We start from the raw sequence: 25,902 nt of genomic DNA, 5'->3' as shown, positions 1-25,902 counted from the left end.
GGGCCCGCCCGACGGGCCCCGAGCCGAACCGGCGGTGTGCCGGGCGCCCGGACGAACCCCCGGGCGCCCGACGGGTTCCCCAACGCACCGCCCCGAACGATACGGACCAGAACCATGGCTGGACCCGTTCTCGAAATGCGGTCTATCAGCAAGTCGTTCCCCGGCGTCAAGGCGCTCTCCGAGGTCAACCTGACCGTGGCGGCCGGTGAGGTGCACGCCATCTGCGGTGAGAACGGCGCCGGCAAGTCCACCTTGATGAAGGTGCTCAGCGGGGTCTACCCGCACGGAAGCTACGAGGGCGAGATCCTCTTCGAGGGCGAGCCCTGCCGCTTCAAGGACATCCGCGCCAGCGAACAGCGCGGCATCGTCATCATCCACCAGGAACTCGCCCTGGTGCCCTACCTCTCCATCGCCGAGAACGTCTTCCTCGGCAACGAGCACGCCTCCCGGGGCATCATCAGCTGGCACAGGACCCTCACCCACGCCTCCGAACTGCTCCGGCAGGTGGGCCTGGAGGAGAGCCCCCACACCAGGATCGCCGACCTCGGCGTGGGCAAGCAGCAACTGGTCGAGATCGCCAAGGCGCTGGCCAAGAAGGTCAAGCTGCTCATCCTGGACGAGCCGACCGCCGCGCTCAACGACGAGGACAGCCGCAAGCTCCTCGACCTCATCCTGGAGCTCAAGGCGCAGGGCATCTCCTGCATCATCATCTCGCACAAGCTCAACGAGATCGCCCGGGTCGCCGACGCCGTCACCATCCTGCGCGACGGGCAGACCATCGAGACCATCGCGATCGGCCCGGAGGGCATCTCCGAGGACCGGATCATCCGCGGCATGGTCGGCCGGGACCTTGAGCACCGCTACCCCGAGCGCACCCCCGAGATCGGCGAGGTCGCCTTCGAGATCGAGGACTGGACCGTCCGGCACCCGATCGACCAGCAGCGCACCGTCGTGGACGGCGCCTCGCTGAACGTACGGCGCGGCGAGATCGTCGGCGTCGCCGGCCTGATGGGCGCCGGCCGCACAGAGCTCGCGATGAGCGTCTTCGGCCGCTCGTACGGGCGTTGGAGCGGCGGACGGGTGCTGATGCACGGCCAGGAGGTCCGCACCCGGACGGTGCCGGAGGCCATCGGGCACGGCATCGCCTACGTCACCGAGGACCGCAAGCACTTCGGTCTCAACCTGATCGACGACATCAGCCGGAACATCTCGCTGAGTGCGCTCGGCAAGGTCGCCCGGTTCGGCAAGGTCGACCGGCACGAGGAGAGCAAGGTCGCCGAATCGTTCCGGCGGACCATGAACATCAAGGCCCCGACGGTGTTCACCCGGACCGGCACGCTCAGCGGCGGCAACCAGCAGAAGGTCGTCCTCAGCAAGTGGATCTTCGCCGAACCCGAGGTGCTGATCCTCGACGAGCCCACCCGGGGCATCGACATCGGCGCCAAGGCGGAGATCTACACCGTGATCGCCGAGCTGGCCGCCCAGGGCAAGGCCGTGCTCGTCATCTCTTCGGAACTCCCCGAACTCCTGGGTCTGTGCGACCGGATCTACACCATGGCCGAAGGCCGGATCACCGGCGAGGTCGCCCGCGCCGACGCCACCCAGGAATCCCTCATGCGGCTCATGACCATGAGCGCCGCATCCAGCAACGAGCAGGTGTGAGGCATGGCCCAGACCGACATCATCCCGGACTCCGCCCAGAACGGGCCCGAGTCCGCCTCCAGTCCGTCCATCGGCGCCGTACTGACCCGCGCGCTGCGCGGCAACGTGCGCCAGTACGGCATGCTGGTCGCCCTCGCGCTGATCGTGGTGCTGTTCCAGATCTGGACCGACGGCATCCTGCTCCAGCCGCTCAACATCACCAACCTGATCCAGCAGAACAGCTACATCCTGATCCTGGCGATCGGCATGATGATCGTCATCATCGCCGGGCACATCGACCTCTCGGTCGGGTCGCTGGCCGCCTTCGTCGGGGCCGCCGCCGCGGTGATGATGGTCGAGCACCATGTGTCGTGGCCGGTGGCCGCACTGGGTGCGCTGGTGATCGGCGCCCTCGCCGGCGCCTGGCAGGGCTTCTTCATCGCCTACCTCGGGATCCCGTCCTTCATCGTCACCCTGGCGGGCATGCTGCTGTTCCGCGGCGGCACCCAGATCCTGCTCCAGGGCCAGTCGGTGGCGCCGTTCCCCAAGGGCTTCCAGAACATCAGCAGCGGCTTCCTCCCCGAGGTCGGCCCGCACACCGACTACCACAACCTCACTTTGCTGATCGGTCTCGCGGTGCTGGTCGTCGCGGTCGTCCAGGAGCTGCGCGGACGGCGGCAGACCGCCTCGTACGGGATGGAGGTGCTCCCGCTCGGGCTGTTCGTCGCCAAGCTCGCGGTGATCACCGCGGCCGTGCTGGTGTTCACCCTGCTGCTGGCCAGCTACCACGGCGTGCCGATCGTCCTGCTGATCCTCGGCGCCCTGCTGGTCGGCTTCGGCTACCTGATGCGCAACTCGATCATCGGCCGGCACACCTACGCCATCGGCGGCAACGAGGCGGCGGCCAAGCTGTCCGGCGTGAAGAGCAAGCGGGTGGTCTTCCTCGCCTTCACCAACATGGGCGTCCTCGCAGCGCTGGCCGGTCTGGTGTTCGCGGCTCGGCTCAACGCCGGCACCCCCCAGGCCGGCATCAACTTCGAGCTGGAGGCCATCGCGGCCGCCTTCATCGGCGGTGCCTCCGCCAGCGGCGGTGTCGGCACCGTGATGGGCGCGATCATCGGCGGCCTGGTGCTCGGCGTGCTGAACAACGGCATGTCGCTGGTCGGCGTCGGCACCGACTACCAGCAGGTGATCAAGGGCCTGGTGCTGCTCGCGGCCGTGGGCTTCGACGTCTACAACAAGCGCCGGGCCGGTTCCTGACCCGGCTCCGGTAGTGCGAAGCGGACGGGCGCGGTGTTCCCACACCGCGCCCGTCCCGTCGCGTTCCCTCGACCCGGCGTGAACGTGGCGGGAACGCGGCCGTACGGGATCCGGTGCGAAGTGGTTCCGGGCGGATTCCGATCGTGCCCGGTTCCGGGCCCGTGCTGACGCACAGTATGCCCGCTATGTCCACAGTTGCCGTGATTGCGGTTGTCGCGCTCGCCCTCCTGCACGTCCACATCCTGGTCCTGGAGATGTTCCTCTGGACCACTCCCAAGGCCCGGGCCTCCTTCGGGACGACAGAGGAGTTCGCGGTCTCGACCAAGGCGATGGCCGCCAACCAGGGCCTGTACAACGGCTTCCTGGCGGCCGGGCTGCTCTGGGGCGCGTTCGCCGCCGATCCGGTCGGGTTCCGGACGCGGGTCTTCTTCACGTCCTGCGTCGCCGTCGCAGGGGTGTACGGCGCGGTGACCTCCTCCCGGAAGATCCTCTTCGTGCAGACCGTGCCGGCCCTGGTCGTACTCGTCCTGGTGCTGCCGGCCCGCTGAGCCCGGAACCGCCCGGAACCACCCGCCGAGGGGTCTCTCTCCCGAGAGGCACCCCTCCCGCGTCTCCCCGCCCGCATCTCCCCGCCCGGAGGACGTCCCGCCTCCGGAGACCTGTGATCCCACCGAGAAGTCATCGGTCGTCGTCGACGCGGCGGAGGAACTCCTCGCCGACGAAATGCCGATGACTCCGGGCATCTTCCTCGGCGTCCTGAGCCAGGGCGTCGGCCCGGGCGACGACCGTCCCCGGCTGTCGCCACTGCTCGGCCTCGGCAAAAAACCTTTCGGCAACACGGCAACCCTTCCGCCGGCGGCGGCAACTGACGGGTGACACCGAGGGCGAGGCGCCCGCGGGGCCCGAAAAACTCTCGCCGCAGCGGCAACCTTTCCCGCTCCGGCGACCACTGACCAGCGCAACACCGAGTCGAACGAACGGACGGGAATGAAGGCAACGAAGCATGCCGCCCCACGGCCGTACCCCAGGCGTGGGCTGATCATGGGCATACCGTTGGCGCTGGTGGCGGTCGGTGTGCTGGTCTTCCTGGCCTTCGCACTACTGCCGAGCAGCGGGGGCGGCGCCGTCGCCGCCGAGCCGGCCGCCGCCTCCGTCGCCGCCACCGAGCCGAGCGCACCGCCCACCGTCAGCGCCTCGGCCGACCCGGCGCCCTCGACGCCGTCGGCCACCACCCCCGCGGCCTCGCCCACGGCGGCTCCCCCGCCGTCGGTCACCACGCCGGCTCCGAAGCAGCCGGCCACGGCCGCCCCGTCCCCGTCCACCGCCACCAGCAGTGCCCGCAGTGCCCCGGCCACGGCGCCGCCGGCCGGGCGGATCAGGCCCGGAGCGAGCTACCAGGGCGTCGCGACCTCCTACGACGCCGCCGACGGCAACGGCGCCTGCTCGTTCGGGCCTTCCGGCGACATGATGATCGCGGCGATGAACTTCACCGACTACGAGACGTCCAGGGCCTGCGGGGCCTCCGTACTGGTGCGCGCCGCCAACGGGGCGAGCATCACCGTGCGGATCGTCAACGAGTGCCCGCTGCCCTGCGCGCCCGGGCAACTCGACCTGAGCCACGAGGCGTTCAGCAAGCTCTCGGACCTCTCGGTGGGCCGCCTGCCCATCACCTGGAGCCTGCTGAGCCCGGGCACGGCGCCCGCCGCCATGTCGGTCCGGTACAAGGCCGGCTCCTCCCAGTGGTGGTGCGGGATCCAGGTGATCGGTCACCGGAACCCGGTGGCCGCCCTGGAGGTCCGGACCGGCGGCGGCTGGCGGCAGTTGACCCGCACCGACTACAACTACTTCCTCTCCCCCGACGGCACCGGGTGCGGCGGATCACTCAGGATCACCGACATCTACGGGGAGCAGGTGACCGTCGACGGGATCGCGGTGGAACCGGACGTCGTCCAGCCGACCCGCGTCCAGTTCGCCCGGCATTGACCACGCCGCTCGCCCGGCGGCGGGTGGCCGCCGACGGGGCTGACCACCACCCCGCCGAGGATCGGAGCACTGCTAGGCTCATGCCGCTTGTTAACGATCACATTGCAGGGAGAGGGCGATCAGGAGGCATGCTCCTCGATGATGCGTTCAATGATGCGTCCGCGGAGTTCCACGACTTCTTCGAACGCCACTACGCCGAACTCGCCCGTCTCGCCTACCTCTTGACCGGCGAGGCGGACGCGGCCGACGACATCGCCGCGGACGCACTGATCGCGCTGTGGCAACGCTGGGACCGGCTCCGTGCGGCCGACCACCCGCTGGCCTACGCCCGCGGGGTGGTCGCCAACATGGCCCGGGCCCGGATCCGAAGCGCGGTCCGCGAGCGCCGCCGGGTCCTGCTGTTCTGGTCCCGCACCCCGGAGAAGACCTCCGGACCGGACACGGCGGCCGTGCTCGACGTCCGCGCGGCGCTCGACCGGCTGCCGTTCCGCAAGCGGGCCTGCGTGCTGCTGCGCCACGCCTTCGACCTGTCGGAGAAGGACACCGCCGCGGCGCTCGGCATATCGGTCGGTACGGTGAAGAGTCAGACCTCGAAGGGGATGGCCGAGTTGCAACGCGCACTCGGAGTGCGATCGGTCGGCGAACTGATCACAGGAAGGAGGAACCGGTGAACGACTACATCTCCCAGCAACTGCGCGAGGCCGCCGAGGCCCACCAGCCCGACCGCGCGAGGATGCTGGCCCGTGTCCAGCGCGGCATGGCCGGCCCCGCAGGCCGCCACCGCACGCGTTCGGGCCTGCGGTCCTGGCCCAAGGCCGCGATCGCCGCCCTGGCCGCAGCCGGCATCCTGGCCACCGGTGGTCTCGCCATGGCGGGAATCGGCACGTTCCCGACCTCGCCGCAACCCACCGCCGGGCCGACCACCCCCACGGAGACCCCGACGCCGACCCCGTCGGAGCCCCCGGCCAGCACCGCCCAGCCACCGGCCCCGGCACCGGCCACCCCGACCCCGAGGCCGACCCCGAGGCCGTCGGCCACCGGACGGACCCAGAACGGGCCGCTCTGGTCGGAGGGATCGGTCGACTCGCACAGCACCGTCTACTGGGGCCAGGACAACCTCCTCCTCAGGACCGGCCAGACGCTCACCTCGCTGACCGTGGAGATGCGCGTCGCCCAGACCGGGGACGTGCGGAGCACGGGCAGCTGGCTGACCCTGCCGAACGACGACTTCACCGTCACCGTGCAGGAGTCCGGCGGCGCAGTGGTCTACCGCTGGGTCCTCAAGCCGGGCCGCACGGTACCGGCGGGACAGTACGAGTTCGCGAGTCAGTTCAACCACGCCACCGGCGTGCGCGCGGCCGGCGGCGACGCCTACCGCGTCGACAGCCAGTCGACCGGCGGCACCGCGTCCGTCTCGGGCGGCTTCGCCCCCGCCCGGTAGGGCTCCGCCCGGCCTCCCGACGGAGAGGCCGGGCGGAGCCGGAGCCCGACCCCCGCCGATCCGCACCATCGCAGCACCGCCGGGGACCCCGGTCAGCTCACCCCGCGTGAGTGCCGGATCCCGCAACTCCTCTCGGACGGGCCGACCGTGACCGAGGTGTCGAGCGTCCGCACGCCCCGCGGGTTTCTCCGCAGGCCGGAGTCCGTCTGCCGGACCACGTCGGGGTAGCTCACCACGCCATGGTCCTCGTGGGCGGCGATGTGGCCGCTGAACTGCAAGGACGCGTGTCGGTGGATTGCTCGGACGAATGCTGACCCTTTGCCGGATTTCCTGACGATGCATCAGGTCCTGGTGCCTGGCGCCCAGGCCGTCCGGTACGCCGGACCACGGTTCCGTCCCGGCCTTCCGCTCGCTCCCCCTATTCCGTGAGGAGTACGGCGACGCCGTTGACCCGATCCGCGGCGAGGTCCGCGAGCGCCTCCTCCGCCCGTCGCAGGGGATAGCGGGTCACGTGGACGGCCGGGCGGGTTCGGGCGGCCTCCGCGAGGTAGGCCAGGCCGTCGGCCCGGGTGTTGGCGGTGACGCTGCGCAGCGTGCGTTCCTGGAAGAGGTGGCGTTGGTAGTCGAGCGCCGGGATGTCGCTGAGGTGGATGCCGGCGACGGCGAGGGTGCCGCCGCGGTCCAGGGCGGCCAGGGCGGGCGGCACCATCTCTCCGACCGGGGCGAAGAGGATGGCGGCGTCCAGGGGTTCGGGCGACGGGTCGTAGGAGTCGCCGGCGAAGGCGGCGCCGAGGTCCAGGGCCAGTTGTCGCGCCGCGGGGGCCCGGGTGAACACGGCCACGCGGGCGCCCCGGGCGAGGGCGAGTTGGGCGGTCAGGTGGGCGGAGGCGCCGAAGCCGTAGATTCCGAGCAGGCCGCCCGCCGGGAGTTCGGCCCGTTCGAGAGCCCGGTAGCCGATGATCCCTGCGCACAGGAGGGGGGCGAGTTCCTCGGCGGGTGGGCTCTGGGGCAGGGGGTAGGCGAAGCGGGCGTCGGCGGTCAGGTGGCCGGCGTAGCCGCCGTGCCGGTCCCAGCCGGTGTAGCGCGAGTCGGGGCAGAGGTTCTCGCAGCCGCTGCGGCAATAGGTACAGGTACCGCAGGTCCGCGCGAGCCAGGCCACCCCGGCCCGGTCGCCGATGGCGAACCCCTCGACCGCCGAGCCGGTCGCCACGACCTGCCCGACGACCTCGTGCCCGGGTGTGCACCGCGCCCTCTTCGGTACCAGGTCACCCTCCGCCAGGTGCAGGTCGGTGCGGCAGACCCCGCAGGCCTCCACCTCCACCAGGATCTCCTGCGACCCCGGTGCGTCCACCGGCCGCCGCTCCCACGCCAGGGGCCCGGGTCGCGTCCCGCCCACCGGACCGGGACGGTCGACCACCCACGCCTCGGTGTCCGCCGGTACTGTTCCTGCCGCTCTCATGGCTGTCTCCCGTCCGCTCCTCGGCGTGTGGGGTCGGTGCCGCCCATGTCGAAGTCTGGGGGGCGGGCGCTCGTGCGTCATCGGAGCGGCGTAGGGCGTGCCCCGGAAGACCCAGCGGCTGAGGTCGACGACCGGGTCGAACAGGTCACGCGAGTAGGTGCCGGTGAACGCCGGGGCGACGGCGAATGGCGCGGGTCGCCTCAGGCACCTGCGGAGCGGTCGTTGGCGGCCGCATCGGCGAGGCCCGCACGCAGGAGCCGGTGGCCGAGGTCGATCAGGGCACGGCCGGCGGCGTACTCGTCGCCGATCTCCGGGACGGGCGGGTCGAGGGGGTTGCGGTGGGCGGTGGTGCGGACCTCCAGGGTGTTGTCGCCCGTGTCGAGGGTGGCGTGGACCTTGGTGGTGTCGCCCTCCTCGAAGAGGTCGAGGCGCAGGGACCACCGTTTGGTGCGCATCGGGTTCGGGGCTGTCGTGGCCATCATCGGCTCCTGGTCTTCTCAGGGTGGGACAGGTGGTTCGGGCCGGACGGGGTTCCAACTGCCGGGGCGTTCCCGAGCCTGCCGGGCCGGTGCGACGACCGGACCCTTGCGTCCAGGAGACCGCCGCCGGGCTCCGGACGGCAGGGCCGTTCGGCCCACCGGTGGACCCCATCGGAAAGGACCTGTCGGGGTTGTCACCGGCTCGCCGTCCGCGGCGGTTCCCGGTACCGGCATGGACGGCTCGCCGGGTGGACGGCATGTCAGCAGGATTCCTCGGCCGTGGCCACGGCGCGCTTCACCACGGCGAAGCTGTCCGGGGTGACGGAGACCGAGTCGATTCCGGCCTGGACCAGGAAGCGGGTGAAGTCCGGGTCGTTGCTGGGCCGTTGTCCGCAGAGGCCGACGTGGCAGCCGGCCGCGTGGGCGGTGGCGATCAGGGATTCGATGCTGCGGGTGACCGCCGGGTTGCGCTCGTCGAAGAGGTGGGCGAGCAGGCCGGAGTCGCGGTCGACGCCGAGGGTGAGCTGGGTGAGGTCGTTGCTGCCGATCGAGAAGCCGTCGAAGCGTTCGGCGAACTGCTCGGCGAGCAGGATGTTGGCCGGGATCTCGGCCATGACGTACACCCGCAGGCCGTTGGCGCCCCGGGCGAGGCCGTTGTCGGACATCACGGCCAGCACCCGGTCGGCCTCCTGCGGGGTGCGGCAGAACGGGATCATCACGACCACGTTGGTGAGCCCGAGTTCGTCGCGGGCCCGGCGCAGCGCGCGGCACTCCAGGGCGAAGCCCTCGCGGTAGCCGGGGTCGTAGTAACGGCTCGCGCCGCGCCAGCCGATCATCGGATTGGCCTCGGCCGGTTCGAAGGGTGCGCCTCCGACCAGCCGGGCGTACTCGTTGGTCTTGAAGTCGCTGGTGCGCACCACGACCGGGTCGGGCCAGCGGGAGGCGGCGATCCGGGCGACGCCCTGGGCGAGCAGGTCAACGAAGTAGTCGGTGCGGTCCGGGTAGCCGTACGTCAGCTCGTCCACCAGCCGCCGGTCCTCGCCGGAGATCCGTTCGGGGTGGACCAGCGCCATCGGGTGGACGCGCACCTGGTGGGCGACCACGAACTCGGTGCGGGCCAGGCCCACGCCGTCCGCCGGCAGCCGCCACCAGCGGAAGGCCGCGCCGGGGTCGGCGAGGTTGAGCATCACCTTGGTCCGGGTGGCCGGCAGCGATCCGAGGTCGGTCTCGGTCGCCTCGTAGGAGACCCGGCCCGCGTAGACGTGGCCCTCCGCGCCCTCGGCGCAGGAGACCGTGACCTCCCGCCCATCGGTCAGCAGGGCGGTCGCCGAACCGGTGCCGACCACCGCCGGCACGCCCAGCTCCCGGCTGACGATCGCGGCGTGCGAGGTGCGCCCGCCGTGGTCGGTGACGATCGCGGCGGCCCGCTTCATCAGCGGCTCCCAGTCCGGGTCGGTGATCTCCGTGACCAGGACGGCGCCCTGCGGGAAGCGCTCCAGCCCGACCGGCTCGGCCAGCGCGCACACCGGCCCGACGCCGACCGCCTCGCCCACCGCGATGCCGTCCACCAGGCGCTCGCCCGTACCGGTCAGCCGGAAGCGGCGCAGCACCTCACCCCGTCGGCGGGACTGCACGGTCTCCGGCCGCGCCTGGACGAGGAAGAGCAGACCGCTGATGCCGTCCTTGGCCCACTCCAGGTCCATCGGGCAGCCGTAGTGCTCCTCGACCGCCACCGCCCACTCGGCGAGGGTGCGGATGTCGCCCTGGCCGAGGACCGGTCGGACCCGCTCGGCCCCGTCGGTGTCGACGGTCGTGGTCGAGCCGTCCTCGCCGTACACGGCCTTGCGGCGCTTCGCCCCCAGCTGCACCTGGACCACGGGGTCGAGGTGGTGGTCCTTGAGCACCGGCTTGAACACCGTGTACTCGTCCGGGTCCACCTGGCCGCTGACCACCGTCTCGCCCAGCCCCCACGCGGCACTGATGACGACCACGCCCGGGAAGCCGGTCTCGGTGTCCAGGGTGAACACCACGCCCGCGCCCGCGAGGTCGGAACGAACCATCAGCTGCACCCCGACCGACAGGGCCAGGGAGAGGTGGCCGAAGCCCATCCGCTCGCGGTAGTCGATCGCCCGGTCGGTGAACAGGGAGGCGTAGCAGCGCCGGCAGGCGTCCAGCAGGGCCTCGGTGCCCCGGACGTTGAGGAAGGTCTCCTGCTGGCCGGCGAAACTCGCCTCCGGCAGGTCCTCCGCGGTGGCACTGCTGCGCACGGCGACGTCGGGGTCGGTGCGCCCGGCTTCGCGGGCGAGGTGCCCGTAGGCCGCCAGGACGTCCCGGGTCAGTGCGGCGGGCAGCGGAGTGGCCAGGACGGCGGAGCGGATCGCGGCGCCGACCTCGGCCAGTGGGGCGCCCCCGTGCAGCCGGTCGACCTGCTCGGCGATCCGCTCGCGCAGGCCACCGGTGTCGAGCAGTTCGCGGTAGGCGTCCGCGGTGGTGGCGAAACCGTCCGGTACCCGTACTCCGGCGGGGCCGAGGCCGTTGATCAGTTCGCCGAGTGAGGCGTTCTTGCCGCCGACCAGGCCGACGTCCTCCCGGCCGAGGTCGCGGAAGCGGATGACACGGCGCATGGCTGCCTCCAGGCGCGTTCGCGGTGACCCGGCGCCGGACGCACCGGGGGCTCCGTCCCTGCCACTGTCCGTCGGCGCCCGCCGCCGAGCCCAGGGGCGTACGTCTCCGGACGCTGGTCCGGTCGGTCGTCCCGGGAGGGCCGATCGGCCCGTCGGGCGGGCACGGGAGGGGGCCGCCGCCCTTGGACCGCCCCAGCCGGCCGGTCAGGTGCGGGAGAGGACTTTGCGCACGCCGTAGGCGGCGGCGCCGAGGGCCAGCACCACAGCACCCCACAGCACCGAGGTGCCGGGGAGGGCGAAGGCCAACACCACGCACCCCGCCAGGCCGAACACCGGAACCACGCGCGGCGGGCGCCCCTCGGCGGGCGTGAGGGTCCAGGCGGAGGCGTTGGCGACGGCGTAGTAGGCGAGCACGCCGAAGGAGGAGAAGCCGATCGCGCCGCGCACACCGCGACGGCCGCCAGGACGGCGACCACGGCGCCGACGGTGAGTTCGGCCCGGTGCGGCACGGCGAAGCGCGGGTGCACGGCGGCCAGGACGTGCGGAAGGTGCCGGTCGCGGGCCATCGCCAGGGTGGTGCGGGAGACGCCCAGGATCAGCGCGAGCAGGGAGCCGAGGGCCGCCACCGCAGCGCAGGCCCGCACCACGGGGGCCAGGCCGGGCACTCCGGCCGCGCGGACCGCCTCCGTCAGCGGTTCGCCGGTGTGGGCCAGGCGGTCGGGGCCGAGGACGGCGAGGGCGGCGAGCGCGACGGCGGCGTACACCACCAGGGTGATGCCGAGCGCGAGCGGGATCGCGCGGGGGATGGTCCGCTGCGGGTCGCGGACCTCCTCGCCGAGGGTGGCGATGCGTGCGTACCCGGCGAAGGCGAAGAACAGGAACCCCGCCGCCTGGAGCACCCCGTGGAAACCGGCGTCCGCACCGACCGCCCAGTTGCCGGTGTTCACGTTGTCGCCGGTGAGACAGGCGGTGACCACGGCGGCGAGCACGGCGAGTACGACGGCGACGAGCACTCGGGTGAGCCAGGCCGCCTTCTGCACCCCGAGGTAGTTCACCGCCGTCAGCGCCACGACCGCCGCGACCGCCACGGCGTGCGCCTGCTGCGGCCACACGTACGAGCCGACGGTCAGCGCCATCGCTCCGCACGACGCGGTCTTCCCGACCACGAAGCCCCACCCGGCCAGGTAGCCCCAGAAGTCCCGAGCCGCTCACGTCCGTACACGTACGTGCCGCCCGACCGCGGGTAGCGGGCGGCCAGGCGCGCGGAGGAGGTCGCGTTGCAGTACGCGACCACGGCGGCCAGCCCCAGGCCCAGCAGCAGCCCGGAGCCGGCCGCCGAGGCCGCCGGGGCGAGCGCGGCGAAGATCCCGGCGCCGATCATCGAACCGAGGCCGATCACCACGGCGTCGAACACGCCCAGGTGCCGCCTCAGCTCCTCGGGGGCAGCCGTCGGTGCCGACGAAGTCATGGATCCGTGCCTCTCGACGCACTTCGATGTCGGCGCGCACCCTACTGGAGTCACTGCACGGGGATGACCACCGGCCTCCGGGGGCGGCGCTCACCGCGTCCGGCGGCCGTGCTCCGCGAAGATCCGGTGGGCGTGCGCGACCAGCTCGGCGGCCGCGTGTTCGCCGACCCCGAGGGCGTGGGTGAGCGGGTGGGCGCTCCAGCCGTGCCGGGCGGGCAGGGCGGGCAGGGCGGGCAGGGCGGGCAGGGCGGGCAGCGGATGGTGCGGACTCCGCGGAGACGGTGGAGACGGCAGTGAGGGGACAGTGAATTTGCGGATGTTGTCGTGGCCGCCGCCCCTGCTCGACGGCCCCGATGATGGTGGCGAAGGTATCGTCGGTGGGCACCATCGTGGCGGCTTCCCGGACCCGGTCCTCGACCTGGTCGGAGTCATCGGCCGCCATGTGCTGGCCGAGCTGCTGCCCCGACGGCGGATACGCACCAAAGGTCGCATCGTCAAACGAGCGATCTCCAAGTACAACACCCGTGGGCCCGTCATCAACCGGGCCACCTACAAGGCCGCCGTCAGCATCAACATGCTCACAACCGACCCTTGACGCGGCCCAGACCGCCCTAGCTGAACGGCGTTGGTACTAGCCTCAGATCTCAAACGCGATCTCGGTCGGCGGGATGTCCCCGCTGGCCGCCCGTACCGCCGACCCGACGCGTGGAGGTCGATAGCGGGAAAGCCCATACCGAACCCGGAACGGGTTGACGCCGGACGACTGGCAGGTCTGCCTCCGCAGAGAAAGAATGGAAGCAAGTGCGGAGCTGCCAGTCGTCGGCGTTGGACCGTACGAATCCTGTGGGGAGAACATAATGACCGACCCCACGAGCAAGAGCAATTCTGGGGATGCGGGAGACCCGCGAGATCCTCTCGTCAATGGCCTACGCTCTGAGCCCTCACGGTCGCCGGCTATCGGATTGACCCTCAACGGGATCCTCGGGAACAGCGACTTTCCTGACTGCAAGCGCCTTTACTTCACAAAGGAACTCGACTACTTCATTGAATTCCCTGTCGCGGATATTATCTACGGCCCGATTCCTTCCAGCAAGGCAGTTCCCTCTGGGATAGAAACTACTCAGATCACACTGAGGAAGGGTGCCGATATTGACTACACTCACGCCATGAAATCGCACCCGCCGGATGAATTCGATCTTGATTTCCGACTGGGCTCGTGCAAATTCTCCCGATTTGGAGATGCCGGCGGGGCGGCGAACGAGGACGACACAGAAACCTACGAGGGTGGTCCGTGCGACACCCAGGATCAGTGCTGGACACAGGGTTGGTTCACCTGCACCTGTGGAAGCATGTCCTGCCAAACGTGCTATGACACCCAATGTGACATTCCGACATGTGGCGGTGATTGGACATGCGGCCAACCCACCTGTAGTCACCCGTGCCCAACGGATGATCAAACCTGTAGCCCCAGCTGCATCGAAACGGCATGCGTCGGCAACTGCTAGCGATTTTTCCATTTGCCACCCCCTGAAATCACGATTGCCCGTACGCCACAGAACCCCCGAGAAGGCCAGATGCCAGGGTCCACAACGGGTCACCGCGAACCTACGTCTCCGTGGGCCAGTGCCCTCGACGCGAGCCGACGGAGCACGACACTGTTCGTCGCACGTGACGTGGCCGTGCGCGTCGCCGATCGGGCGCGCATCAGACAGTGCCTCCCACTTGCACGCCGACAGACGCGATATCCGGAGTTCATCAAATGGACCCCATACGGACTCGCCGAGGGGAATTCCGGGATTGCCGTGATGTGCTCCTACTTCGACCGGTGCCTCCCAGGCGAGGGATGGGATGCGATCGGCCACGGTTTCCTCGCCGAGGGAGTGACCGCTTTAGATTCGAGCAGGCCCATACAATCCGGCCTTTTCTCTGGATTCAGCGGTTTTGCGTTCGCCCTCGGATCACTGAGCCGGGACGGCAACCGCTATCAGCGGCTACTTACGGGTGTCGACGAGATGCTCGCACCACAAGCATCAGCGGCGGCGGCACGGCTGGGCACGGGCCCGCCCGGTGTTCCGGTGAGTGCTTTCGATCTCGTGTCCGGAGCGAGCGGAGTAGCGGCATCCCTGCTGGAGCGCGATCCGCATGGAGTGCTTCCGGGAATCCTTACGGCACTCGTTCGCCTTGTAGAGCCGACAGATGGGATACCACGCTGGGTGACCCCGCCCGAGCTTCTGACATCTGAGTCGATGCGTCAGCTCTATCCGTCGGGAAATCTTAACTGTGGATTGGCCCATGGCATACCCGGGCCGCTGGCCCTCCTATCTCTGGCACTGCGCGCAGGCCACGAAGTCCCCGGGCAGGCGGAGGCGGTGAACGCCCTCGCTCACTGGCTGGCATCACATGGCGTCGACGACGCATGGGGGGTGGGATGGCCCGACGCGCTGACACCAGCAGGCCAGCCGGCGTCGCAAATGGCGTCAGCCGCAACCAGAAGTGCCTGGTGTTACGGCACTCCGGGGGTGGCCCGCTCCCTGTGGCACGCCGGCGAGGCTCTCAACGACGAGGACCTTCGCCGCACGGCGGTCAAGGGGATGACCAGTGTCCTGCGCCGTCCCGTGGAACTGCGGTACATCGACTCGCCCACGTTCTGCCATGGAATTGCCGGACTACTCCACATCGTTCTGCGATTCGCTTACGACACCGCATCGGACTGTTTCATGAAGGCTTCGACCGACCTCGTCGATCAGCTCCTGGCCGCCTACGAGCCCGATCGGCCGTTCGGCTTCGCATCTTTGGAGGCGGAGAATGCCGCGGTGGACCGGGCGGGGCTGCTCAACGGTGCGTCCGGCGTCGCCATGACCCTCCTTGCCGCTGCCACTGGAGTGGACCCGGCCTGGGACCGGATGTTCCTGCTGTCATGACCGGACCTCACGCCGGACCTCTTCCCCTGCACACGGGACAGCCTGGCGGTCGCCCTCCGCTTTACGAGCCGCTCGAATGGGCCATGGTGCGGGCCCCGCTGTTCCCTGCAGACGCACGACTGGCGCCCCTGGCAACCGAGTCCGACGTCTCCCTGATGCCACGTGATCCACTGCTATGCCTCGCAGTGCAGGTGGCGAGCCCTGATCTGGCCGCGGCACTCGACCGAACCGCTTCCAAGGACCGGTCCGCACCCCGACTGATCCGCAAGCTCAGGCGGTACGTGATCAGGATGAGCACGAGACCAACACCCTTTGGCCTGTTCGCCGGGGTCGGGCTGGTGCGGTGGGCTCCCGTCACTGACCTCGCGCTCATCCCGGCCGCATCGCGCACGCTCACACGGGCCGACATGGGGTGGCTGCACGATCTCGCGGAACAACTGGACAGCGATCCAGACATCAGCCAACACATTCGTCTCATGGCCAATCCCGCGGTTTTCCTTTGGGGCAGCCGTGCCGTCCTCTCTGCCGGCACGGGAGCGGAGACCTCTGTCCGAGCCACCGCCGCCGTACGCCGCGTACTCGCCCTGACACGGGTACCCACCACTCGGGCCGACCTGGAAGCGGCTGTGCGGGACGTGCCCGGAGCAACCCCGGACAAGGCCGGACGACTGGTGAACGATCTGAGGGCCCAGGGCTTTCTGATCTCGGAGTTCGACCCGGCACTGACCGGTGGTGAGCCCATGACCCGCTTGCGCACCTGTCTGGAGGCAACTCCGTCTCCCCGAGCTCACGCCATGGCACGTGGGATGGCCCGGCTGACCCAGGACTTCAACGAGTGGGATCAGCTCCCTCTCCACCAAAGGACAGAGCGCTTGCCGACCCTGCTCAAGCGCATGAGCGACCTGCACCCCGGCTCGGCGAGCACCCCGAGGCACCTTCAGATCGATACAGCGCTCACGCTCCGAGCTACCGCTCTCCACGACTCGGTGGCCGCCGAAGCCGCCTCGGCCGCTGAGCTGCTCCTGCGCCTGAGCGCCTTCCCGACAGGAATGCCACACATGGAGGCCTACCGCCGTGCCTTCGAAACCCGCTACGGATCTCACCGTCGGGTTCCTCTGCTGGAGCTCATCGATCCCTCGATGGGCCTGGGGGCACCTTTTGCGTACGGTGCACACGGCGAAGGAACCACCAGTCACCACCAGCGTGACCAGCTTCTGCTCGACCTCGCTCTGGAGGCGAACCGCGAACGCCGCACGGTAGTGGAGCTCAGCGACGAGACCATCGCTCAGCTCTCAACGTCGGATCCTGCCGCAGAGAACGCACCGCGCTCACTCGACCTGTCGTTCCTCCTTGCGGCCACGTCCCCGGCGGCCATCGACAGAGGAGACTTCCAGCTCGTTGTCGGGCCCAATCTCGGCGCGCCCGCTGCTGGCCGCAATCTCGGCCGGTTCGCCGGACTCCTCGGGGCACCCGCCCGCAACGCACTGATGGAGCTGGCACATGCTGAACAGGGGCACGAACAGGATGCGCTGATCGCCGAGGTGGTCTATGCACCCAATCCGCCAAGATCCGCGAATGTGGCGCTGAGGCCCGCGATCCGAGCTCAAGAGGTTCTCATCAATGCCTGGCCTGGCGTGCCGGCCCAGGACCTCATACCCGTTAACGAACTCGTCGTCGGTCTCAGATCCGGTCGCTTCGTGATCACTTGGCCCGCGGGCGGAGTCGACGTCGTCGGGGTTCAGGGCCACATGCTCAACGCCGCGAGGGCGCCCGCCCCCGCCAGGTTTCTGCTCGAAGCCGCTCATGACGGTCGCCGCCAATTCACCCCGTTCTCCTGGGGGCCAGCGGCCGGCCTCGGGTTCCTGCCCCGGGTGTACAGGGGCCGGACCGTGCTCGCACTTGCGCAGTGGCGGCTCGACCTCGCGGGCGACCTCCGGCCCAGCTCCCACGACCGATTCCCGCTGGCACTGTCAACGTGGCGGAGAAGCTGGGACGTTCCACGCCACGTTTACCTGGCCGTCAGCGACAACCGCCTTCTGCTTGACCTCGACGACGCAGAGCACATCGAGCTACTCCGGGAGGAACTCAAGACGGTCCCGGCCGGACAGTCCGCTCTGCTGCAGGAAGCCCTACCGGGACCGGAGCACGCCTGGTTGCCGGGAGCGGACGGTGGCCATATGTGCGAGATCGTCATACCCCTTATCCGCCGGAAAGGCGAACGTGGCGGCGGGAACTCGCCCGCCGCCGTGCATGTAGTCGAGTCAAAGGCGAGACTGCGCCCACCGGGCAGCGACTGGCTGTATCTGAAGCTCTACTGCCCCACTCGGAACGAGGATGACCTGATCGGCGGCCCACTGCGCAGTTTCGCCGAGTACGCCACTCAGTCCGGCCTCTCTGACGGTTGGTTCTTCCTGCGTTACGCGGACCCCGAGCGCCACATACGCCTCCGCTTCCATGGAGACTCGTCCACGCTCATCGGACCGCTGATGGAGCACGCTTGTGCCTGGGCAACCAGGCTGCGAGCGGACGGCTTCTGTACGAGATTCTCGTTCGACACGTACGAGCGTGAAGTCGAACGGTACGGAGGCGAGGAAGGAACAGCGGCTGCCGAGGCCCTCTTCATGGCCGACAGCCCGAGCGTCGCCGACATGCTGCGAGCAAGCACCCTAAACCGACTTGCCCCCATCGACCTTCTGGAGCTGGCCGTGATCAGCATCGACGACCTGCTCGCCTGTCTGGGCGTGTCCCCCGAGGAGAGAGCAGCTTTCTCCTATGGCAGGCCGCTACCGCCACGGCTCGGGGGCTCGGAATACCGAAAGCATCAACGAGCCCTGCGTCAAGCCCTGGGTGGTGCCCTTACCCTCGAAGGGGAAGTGAACTGCCTGTTGACCAAACGGCGCCTGGCACTTGCTCCAGCCGTCAATCTGATCGACTCACTGCGCCGTGACGGGGTTCTTTGGCGCTCCGGCGACCAACTGTGCCGCACTTATGTGCACCTGCATCTGAATCGCCTTCTCGGCACCGATACCTCGACCGAGTCGTTGGCTCTGGAGCTGCTGCGACGCACAAGGGCCGGATTGGCCAGAGCCCCTCTGGCTACTACGTCTGCGGTTTGGCCGGCATCTTAGCTTTGGTCCAGCCCATAGACAGAACGATGATCCCAGCCATGTCCTCAAGCGTGAATCCCAACAGCGGTGTTCACCGGCTGGGGCATCACACTGAGTGATCCCCGAGATCCGAGTAGGTGCTAGCAAGCCTACCTTGGTCCATGTGGGGAAATTTCCCAGGAAGGTTGATCCCATGATTCGATTGACCAGCAAGACGTCGCGCGTCTGGGCCGCTTTGACAGGCGCCCTGCTAGCCACTGTGCCGGTCGCGATTGCAACGGCTTCTGGAGCCGAGGCTGCGACCACCACGGTCGTTGCGGGGCCCATGGCGAATGACGATTCGAAGGCAACCTGCCCGGCCGGTACCCATCTAATCGGGGGTGGGTACAACATGGGCAGCCCGCTCTTCGACAACGAGACGGGCGCGATCCTAGACCATGTCGTATCGAACGCGCCCTCGACCAGCCAAAAGAACACTTGGGCAGTCAGCGCCTGGAGCACTAGAAGTCACGTCCAAATTCAAGCAGTTGCGCTGTGCGAAACCAACTCCTGACGCTCGGGCAGATCGTAGACGGGCCGACCCTCTCCTGAGAGGAGGCCTGGCCTCCGCCTTTGAGTTGGGTTCGGCTGAGCTGATTTGATCATGTTGGTGCGGTGTTGCTGGCCGTGTGTGGTCGCGAGGCATGCCGAGGGCCCGGCACGGTGTCCGGTGTTCCCAAGGTCCGTGTGCCAGGGACAGGTAGCGGCGATCCGTACGTGCCGGCGGAGGGCTGTGCGGGTGGTGCGGGCGGCGGCGTGCATCAGCGAACAGCGGACCTTCTTCGGTTCGGCGGCGCAAATTCGTCTGCCAGTAGAAGGGTTTGATGAGCGCAAGGAGACTGCAGCCGCTTTCTGGGCCCGGGTGAACGAATTCTTCGTCCGGGCCGGGTTCATGTTCCCGCGGTGTTGACCGACAGCGGCTGCTACCGCTCTCACACTAGAAGCGATGCCCTCATTGCCGAGGGCATCGCTCCCCTAATCGAACCGGAAGATGTCGAACTGATACCTCCGTTCCCAGATTATCGCTGCGGCTTCGCACCGGCATCAGGTTCCCTGGGGCGTCACATCATGCTGCTGCACCGTCGTGACGCCGTGGCGACCGCAGGGGCGATGGCGTAGCACGTTACGGAGAGACATCGTGGGATCGGGCCGAGACGGTCGCGCGTGCATCGGGCCGAAAAACGAGGGATCCTATTTGTAGACACTCAAAGGACTCATGCAGGAGTCAGCCGACCCCATCAGCGATGCCGGGACCGCCATGTGGCTATCCGCAAGGTACTCAGAGCCCGTGTGCAGCCCAGTTCGCGCCGTTGAAAAAGTTTCCCGACGAGAGAAATTGCGAGCCTGTCATGACTGACAGTAGCGCGGGCTCCAGCGATACGAGCGGTATAGAAGGGCGCCCGCAAGACGAGTTCGTATCAGAACACCTATCCGGTCCTTCCGAAAAGCCGGTCCGAACCATCACTCTTAACGGCCTGCTGGGCGACAGTGACCGTCCGGGGCACCGCCGGCTGTACTTCAGCAAAGAGTTGGACTACTACGCGGAGTTCGCGTCGGCGGATGTCTTGTCGGTGGCCACGGTCGGCACCGACCAGCCGCCGTTCGTCGGCCTGGAGGCAACGAAGGTCACTTTGAGACGTGAAGCGACTCTGCGCTTCACACACGTTGAGTCGGCCGTGCCCGTTGACTCCTTCGATCTCGACCTCAGACTGGGATCGAGTCGCCCGTCCCCCATACCCGGAGGGGTCGGGACGCTGGCCAACGGGTGCGACACTGACAGCGACTGCCACACACTGCACTCCGCCACGTGTGGTTGTCCGCTTACGCTCGCTACCTGCCACAACACCTGCCGCGACACCTGCGCCAACACGTGTGCCAACACCTGTGATGCTGGTGCCACATGTGCCACATGTGCTACTTGCAACACCTGTGACGCTCGTGCCACATGTGCCACATGTGCTACTTGCAACACCTGCGGCAACGACACGTGTCGTACCTGCGAGACGTGCGGCCCCCAATTCCCCACCTGCCAACCCGCCAACCCGCTGTGCCGGATATGACACCGGAAAGCGGACGGCCGTGGGCGCGTCAACTGGGCTCGGCCCTTGGGGCGCGGGCCCTGGAGGCGGCCCGTCTCATCGCGTCCCGTGCGACCGATCCCGGACTGGTCGAGGCCGCCGTCGTACTGGCTGCCGGACAGACACGCTTCCCTCAGTCGGTGCACTGGGACGCGATGTCGCTCGCGCAGGGCAACACCGGCCAGGCGATCCTCTGCGCCCAGCTGCACGACTGCTTCCCCGAAGAGGGGTGGGACCGCCTCGGACACGCTCATCTGACACGCTCGGTGGCGGCCATCGAGCGACGTGGAGGCGCTCCGCCGAGCATCTTCACCGGGTTGAGCGGAGTGGCGCTCTCCGCAGAGCTGCTGGGACGCGGCCGCCACTACCGGAGCCTGAGCCGGACCCTGGACGGACGGATTGCGCTGGAGTGCCTGACCGAGTCGGCGGCGGTGCGCGGACGCAGGGGTGTGCCAGTGTCGGCGTTCGACCTCATCTCGGGTCTGAGCGGCGTCGCTGCCTACCTCCTCCCCTCCGTTACGGAGCGACGTGTGCACCCGGCTCTGCCGTACGTCCTGCGAGCGCTGGTCGGTCTGGTGCTGGCCCCGGGACGGCCGCCAGCCTGGCACACCCCGCCCCCGTTGATGTACGACGAGGAGCAGGCACGCATCTACCCGTTGGGCAACCTCAACTGTGGACTGGCGCACGGCATCCCGGGGCCGTTGGCGATCATGGCTCTGTCGTCCGCGCGGGGTGTCGAGGTCGAGGGGCTGGCGCAGGCCATCCGGGCACTGGTCCGGTGGCTGCTGTCCCACCGGCATGACGACGCCGCCGGGCCCAACTGGCCCGCTCTCATCCCCCTGGTCGATGACGGGCAAGGGGTGACCGAAGGGCCAGCCGGCGAGTGCACCCGCAGCGCATGGTGCTACGGCAGCCCGGGGATCGCCCGGGCCCTGTGGCTGGCTGGTCGCGCGCTCTCCGAGGACGAGTGGTGCCGCACGGCGGTGCGGACCTTGGAAGCCGTCTACCGGCGGCCCGTCCACGAGCGCCGGATCGGATCACCGACCCTTTGCCACGGTGTCGCCGGGCTCCTCCAGGTCACACTCCGCTTCGCGCACGACACGGGTCTGGCGATCTTCAGGGACGCCGCCGTCGACCTCACCGAGCAGATCCTGGCACACGTCGACCCGAACCGGCCGATGGGCATCGCGGCCGTCGAGCCGGGGGGCAACCTCGTCGACCAGCCGGGACTCCTCGACGGGGCGGCCGGAGTCGCTCTCGTCCTGCTCTCCGCCGCGACGCACCGTGAACCGGCGTGGGACAGGGTGTTGGCACTGTCATGACCGCGAACGCGACCGCCGCTTCCCGACGCGGGCGGAAACCGTTCGCGCCAGGCGGCCCTGGTCCCCTCTACGAGCCGATGCCCTGGCTGATCCTGCGCACACCACTGCTGCCTGCCATCGGACCGGGAGCCCACTGCTCACCTGACCCGCGTGACGGCCTGGCGGATCCGCGAGTCCTGCGCGCTCTGGCCATCGCAAGCCCCGACCTGCTGGAGGCCCTCCGCCGCCCGCATGCGAGGGCGCGAGACACAGCCCGGGCCGAGCTGAAACTCCTGCGCTACCTGATCCGCATGAGCACCCGACCGACCCCGTACGGCGCGTGCGCGGCCGTGTCCGTCGCCGGCTGGGGCGACAACACGACGCTGAACGTCCGCAATGACCGGGACCGGATCCGCACCCGCCCCGACATGAAGTGGCTGACGGAACTGTGCCAAGCACTGGACGATGACCCGATCGTCCGCGCGGAGAGCGAGTGGATGGTCGATGCCCTCGCGGTCGAGCGCCACGGGCGACTGCGGCTCGCCGAAACCAGAGCGGGGAGCCCCGGCTCGGTCCGGCTGACCCCAGCCGTACGCGAGCTCCTACGCGTCGCCAGACAACCCGTACCGTATCCCCGGTTGCGCCGCCATCTGCTGGACCACTCCTCCGGTAGCCCGGCACAGATCGACCGGATGCTCGCCGAACTGTGGGAACTACGCCTGCTGGTCACGGACCTCCGCGCCAGACTCACGACCTCGGATCCAGCCAGTGATCTGTGCCAACGGCTCGCCAACCGACCCAGCTGCGCCCGGACGGTCATGAAACTCGGCGATCTCCTCACCGCAATGTCGGACTTCGACAGGGCACCACCCGTCCAAGCACCAGCCCGGGAACGCGATCTCACCCAGCTGGCCGGAGACATACTCCCGCAAAGCGGACTGGTCTTCCAAACCGACATGGCACGCCCCGTCGGCGGCGACCGGGTCAGTGCGCGCGTGGGCGAAGCATGCGCCCACGCAGCCGAGTTGCTCCTTCAGATGTCGCCGCAACCCTTGGGCTCCCCAGACGTGTCGGCCTTCCGGAGTGCCTTCACCGCCCGCTACGGCCCGGATCGAGAGGTCCCCATCCTGGATGTGCTCGACGAGTACACCGGGATAGGACCACTCGGACACGAACACGCGTTCCACCGAATCGACGCCTCGCAGGCGGGCATGCGACGTGCCGCCGTACTGACGGACCTCGCACTGGGCGCCCTTCGCGACAAGAAGCGCGTCGTCGAGCTGACCGACACCACGCTGGAGGCCCTGCGCACATGCCGGCCCGATCCCGAGCACGCGCCCCTCTCCCTGGAGATCTCCGCGTTCGTCGCGGCGCAGTCCGCCGAGGCGGTGGACCGCGGGGACTTCCTCGTGATCGTGGGGCCCAACCTCGGTGCCACCAGCGCCGGCCGCTCGCTCGGACGCTTCGCCGACCTCCTCGGACGCCAGGGCGGGGAGGCGCTCCGTGGCCTGGTCGACGCCGAGAACCGCGCCCGCCCCGACGCCGGACTGCCCGCTGAGGTCGTCTACCTTCCGACCAACCACCGCATGGCCAACGTAGTCGTACGCCCTGCCTCACCCGGCCACGAGATCGTGCTGGACGTGCCCGCCGGGGTGCCTGCCCACCGAACCATCCCGCTCGATGACATCACGGTCAGCCTCCGCAACGGCCGCTTCCACCTTCGCTCCCAGGATTTGGACACCGCGCTGCGTCCGACAGCCCGCCACATGCTCAATACCCACCAGGCGCCTGCCGTCTGCCGGTTCCTCGATCAGGTCTCCCGTGACGGGGCACCCGAGTTCGCCCCCTTCGACTGGGGGCCGGCCGCCGGATTCCCGTACCTGCCCAGGGTCCAGTACGGCCGGATCGTGTTCTCCCCGGCACGCTGGCTGCTCAGGTCCGCCGTCGACGGCTCCCACGGCTGGACCGCGGACAGAAGGACATTCGCGGCCCGCCTGGCGGCCTGGCGCGAGGCGTGGTCGGTCCCGCCACGCCTCTACCTCGCCATGGCAGATAACCGGCTGTTGCTCGACCTGGACGACCCCCGCCACGTCGAGCAGCTGAGGGTCGAAGCCCGGTCCGATGCAACGGGCCAGCTGACACTCCAGGAAGCACTGCCGGACACCACCGCAGCCTGGATCCCCGGGGCGGACGGCTTCTTCATGAGCGAGATCGTGGTTCCGCTCGTCCTTCGTCCCACGACCGTGCCAGCAGCCCACGAAGGCACGGCCACACACGCTCAGAGCAGCCGGCACAACGGCGGACGCCCGGCCCCGATCACCGACCGAAGGCGCCTGCCCGGGAGCAACTGGCTGTTCGCCAAGCTCTACTGCGACCGCGATCAGGAGAACGGCATCCTCGCGGGCCCTCTCCGCCAGCTCTGCGAGATGGTCGAGGTGTCCGGACTCGCCGAACAGTGGTTCTTCATCCGCTACGCCGACCCCGACCCCCACCTGCGCGTGCGCTGGAAGGGCGACCCGGACACCCTCACCCGGTACCTATTGCCGGAGGTCACTCGGTTCACCTCCCGGCTCAGCGACGAGGGTCTCGTCTCACGGCTCGCCATCGACACCTACGAGCGCGAGCTTGAGCGGTACGGCGGCCCGGAAGGGACCGACATCAGCGAGGAGGTCTTCTGCGCCGACAGCCGAGCTGTGATGCACCTGCTCTCCGAAGGCACGGATCTGGGGCACCCGTCCGCCGACCTTACTGAGCTGGTCGCCGTTACCACCGATGACCTGCTGGCCGCGCTCGGCTTCAGCGTCCGCGACCGCCTGCGCTGGTACTCGGACCAGGTACGGCAACACCCTGAGGAAGCCCGCCGCCAGGGCGGCGGCGACTACCGTGTACACCAGCAGCGTCTTCGCGCTCTGCTCGGCACCCCAGAGGGCCCGGCCCTTCTAGGCGATTCGGTGGGCGACATCCTACGACGGCGCCGGGCCGCGCTCGCGGCAGCCGACGCACAGCTCTCCGATCTGGAGGACACCGGTCGGCTCACCACGACCCGCAGCTGGCTCCTCGCCAGCTACGTCCACCTTCACTGCAACCGGCTCCTTGCGGGGCGGCTCCCGACCGAAGAGCGCCTCCTCCAGGTACTTCAGCGCACGCGGAAAGGGCTCAGCGTGGAACCCGTGGTTCGCACGAACACGACTCGAAAAACGTGTGCCTGACGCGGCCCAGGGTAGATCTGGCACGAGACGGCCCCGTCCGGTAGCGGCTGTGCACCGAGTCTCGTGGATCACCTTCTTGCGGGCGTCTGGCCGGCGGCGGGTCGGCGGGGGGACTCTTCAATGCCACAGGTACATGATCGTGGGCGAGATGCTTGTCCGGCCCGGTGTTCGTCAACTCGCCCTGCCAGGACGTTGCGGCGAACACCGAGAGCAGTATCGGGCCCTTACTGTCCCAGCCGGCCTTGTCCTGGATGGTGCGGACCAGCCGCAGCTCCTCGGGGGCGACGACCAGGCCCGTCTCCTCGCGCAGTTCGCGGGTGGCGGCCTCGTCCAAACGCTCGCCCTCCTCGACCTTGCCGCCGGGAATCGTCCAGGCGGGAAGCGTGGACGAGCGGTCGCTGGCGTAGTGGATGCGGGCGACCTTGCTCCCCGGAACGACTTCGTCCTCGCGAGACCGGAGACGTGAGCATGAGAACCGTCACCAGACCGAGCGGCCCAGGACGTGAAAGGGCGGCCGGAGCAGTACATCAGGATCGCCCGGTGCGACACGGGGGTCCGACGTGGGACGAGCCAACCGCCAGAAAGCGCCGATCGGATGGCAGGGCCTCTCGGCCCTCTCGAACAGGGCCAGTACGCGACCGCGCAGCGCGGCCACGGACCCGGTGGGCGTGCGTCAAGCAACCCCGCGTCTGCACTCGTCCGGGTAGTCCGGGAGATTCCACCGCTTCGGGTGCGTACATTCTCCTCGTCAGAGCTCCCTGACCGGAAGGCTCACCCGTGTACGTGCTCACCCGGATCGTCGCCCCGGCCATGGCCGCGACCGCCCTCGCTGCCGGACTGGTCCTCGGCTCTGCGACGTCGGCCGGCGCCGCTTCCTGCCCGTCCTCCGCTG

16 protein-coding genes and 2 pseudogenes are annotated in these 25,902 nt (G+C 69.2%); 13 read left to right on the top strand and 5 right to left on the bottom strand.

What is annotated here, in order from left to right:
• Positions 1–114: 114 nt before the first annotated feature.
• The 7 genes from mmsA to ACIRVF_RS05175 all read left to right on the top strand — a co-directional run bounded on the left by mmsA (position 115) and on the right by ACIRVF_RS05175 (position 6,325).
• The gene (gene mmsA, locus ACIRVF_RS05205; RefSeq protein WP_402813903.1) at positions 115–1,662 is read left to right on the top strand and encodes a multiple monosaccharide ABC transporter ATP-binding protein; all 1,548 of its coding nucleotides are present in this window, start codon (positions 115–117) and stop codon (positions 1,660–1,662) included.
• A 3-nt stretch (positions 1,663–1,665) separates the two neighbouring features.
• The gene (gene mmsB / locus ACIRVF_RS05200) at positions 1,666–2,901 is read left to right on the top strand and encodes a multiple monosaccharide ABC transporter permease (protein WP_402813901.1); all 1,236 of its coding nucleotides are present in this window, start codon (positions 1,666–1,668) and stop codon (positions 2,899–2,901) included.
• 185 nt (positions 2,902–3,086) lie between these two features.
• Positions 3,087–3,449 carry a DUF1304 domain-containing protein gene (locus ACIRVF_RS05195; protein WP_402813898.1) on the top strand — a complete coding sequence of 121 codons (363 nt, stop codon included), beginning with the start codon at positions 3,087–3,089 and terminating at the stop codon, positions 3,447–3,449.
• A 181-nt stretch (positions 3,450–3,630) separates the two neighbouring features.
• Positions 3,631–3,777 (top strand): hypothetical protein, encoded by a 147-nt coding sequence (locus tag ACIRVF_RS05190; RefSeq protein WP_402813896.1) that lies wholly within the window; start codon positions 3,631–3,633, stop codon positions 3,775–3,777.
• Positions 3,778–3,942: 165 nt separating this feature from the next.
• Positions 3,943–4,884: an expansin EXLX1 family cellulose-binding protein gene (locus ACIRVF_RS05185; protein ID WP_402813895.1), complete on the top strand. Its 942-nt coding sequence runs from the start codon at positions 3,943–3,945 to the stop codon at positions 4,882–4,884.
• Between the two features lie 128 nt (positions 4,885–5,012).
• Positions 5,013–5,555, top strand: coding sequence for a SigE family RNA polymerase sigma factor (locus ACIRVF_RS05180; RefSeq protein WP_402813892.1), 543 nt, complete (start codon positions 5,013–5,015; stop codon positions 5,553–5,555).
• Entirely contained in the window at positions 5,552–6,325 is a 774-nt protein-coding gene (locus ACIRVF_RS05175; RefSeq protein WP_402813890.1) for a hypothetical protein, read from the top strand. Before ACIRVF_RS05180 ends, ACIRVF_RS05175 begins: the two co-directional genes overlap by 4 nt.
• A 418-nt stretch (positions 6,326–6,743) precedes the next feature.
• On the opposite strand, the gene ACIRVF_RS05170 is transcribed toward ACIRVF_RS05175, so the two are convergent.
• From ACIRVF_RS05170 to ACIRVF_RS05155, 4 genes and pseudogenes are all read right to left on the bottom strand, one after another.
• A complete protein-coding gene (locus tag ACIRVF_RS05170) occupies positions 6,744–7,784 on the bottom strand; it encodes a zinc-dependent alcohol dehydrogenase family protein (protein WP_402813888.1) in 1,041 nt (346 codons plus the stop codon).
• 200 nt (positions 7,785–7,984) lie between these two features.
• Positions 7,985–8,266, bottom strand: coding sequence for a dsRBD fold-containing protein (locus ACIRVF_RS05165; RefSeq protein WP_402813886.1), 282 nt, complete (start codon positions 8,264–8,266; stop codon positions 7,985–7,987).
• Between the two features lie 257 nt (positions 8,267–8,523).
• Positions 8,524–10,887 carry a phosphoenolpyruvate synthase gene (ppsA, locus tag ACIRVF_RS05160; protein WP_402813883.1) on the bottom strand — a complete coding sequence of 788 codons (2,364 nt, stop codon included), beginning with the start codon at positions 10,885–10,887 and terminating at the stop codon, positions 8,524–8,526.
• 204 nt (positions 10,888–11,091) lie between these two features.
• Positions 11,092–12,355 (bottom strand): annotated as a pseudogene (locus ACIRVF_RS05155) (APC family permease).
• A 316-nt stretch (positions 12,356–12,671) separates the two neighbouring features.
• Between ACIRVF_RS05155 and ACIRVF_RS05150 the strand changes: the two are divergent.
• From ACIRVF_RS05150 to ACIRVF_RS05125, 6 genes and pseudogenes are all read left to right on the top strand, one after another.
• Positions 12,672–12,950, top strand: coding sequence for a hypothetical protein (locus tag ACIRVF_RS05150; protein ID WP_402813881.1), 279 nt, complete (start codon positions 12,672–12,674; stop codon positions 12,948–12,950).
• A 979-nt stretch (positions 12,951–13,929) separates the two neighbouring features.
• Positions 13,930–15,276 (top strand): lanthionine synthetase C family protein, encoded by a 1,347-nt coding sequence (locus ACIRVF_RS05145; protein WP_402813879.1) that lies wholly within the window; start codon positions 13,930–13,932, stop codon positions 15,274–15,276.
• Positions 15,273–18,404 carry a lantibiotic dehydratase gene (locus ACIRVF_RS05140; RefSeq protein WP_402813876.1) on the top strand — a complete coding sequence of 1,044 codons (3,132 nt, stop codon included), beginning with the start codon at positions 15,273–15,275 and terminating at the stop codon, positions 18,402–18,404. The genes ACIRVF_RS05145 and ACIRVF_RS05140 overlap by 4 nt, the downstream gene beginning before the upstream one ends.
• Positions 18,405–19,245: 841 nt before the next feature.
• Positions 19,246–19,376: pseudogene (locus tag ACIRVF_RS05135) on the top strand (IS481 family transposase); the annotation flags it as partial.
• Between the two features lie 1,102 nt (positions 19,377–20,478).
• The gene (locus ACIRVF_RS05130; protein ID WP_402813873.1) at positions 20,479–21,822 is read left to right on the top strand and encodes a lanthionine synthetase C family protein; all 1,344 of its coding nucleotides are present in this window, start codon (positions 20,479–20,481) and stop codon (positions 21,820–21,822) included.
• A gap of 77 nt (positions 21,823–21,899) precedes the next feature.
• A complete protein-coding gene (locus ACIRVF_RS05125) occupies positions 21,900–25,010 on the top strand; it encodes a lantibiotic dehydratase (RefSeq protein ID WP_402813870.1) in 3,111 nt (1,036 codons plus the stop codon).
• Here the strand turns inward: ACIRVF_RS05125 and ACIRVF_RS05120 are convergent.
• Positions 24,958–25,422 (bottom strand): NUDIX domain-containing protein, encoded by a 465-nt coding sequence (locus tag ACIRVF_RS05120; protein ID WP_402814620.1) that lies wholly within the window; start codon positions 25,420–25,422, stop codon positions 24,958–24,960. The genes ACIRVF_RS05125 and ACIRVF_RS05120 overlap by 53 nt on opposite strands.
• Positions 25,423–25,902: the final 480 nt, after the last annotated feature.

The sequence above is a fragment of the Kitasatospora sp. NPDC101157 genome (assembly GCF_044768255.1).
GTDB lineage: Bacteria > Actinomycetota > Actinomycetes > Streptomycetales > Streptomycetaceae > Kitasatospora.
Note: the sequence above shows the minus strand (reverse complement) of the source record. Positions and strands in the feature narration are given on the sequence as shown.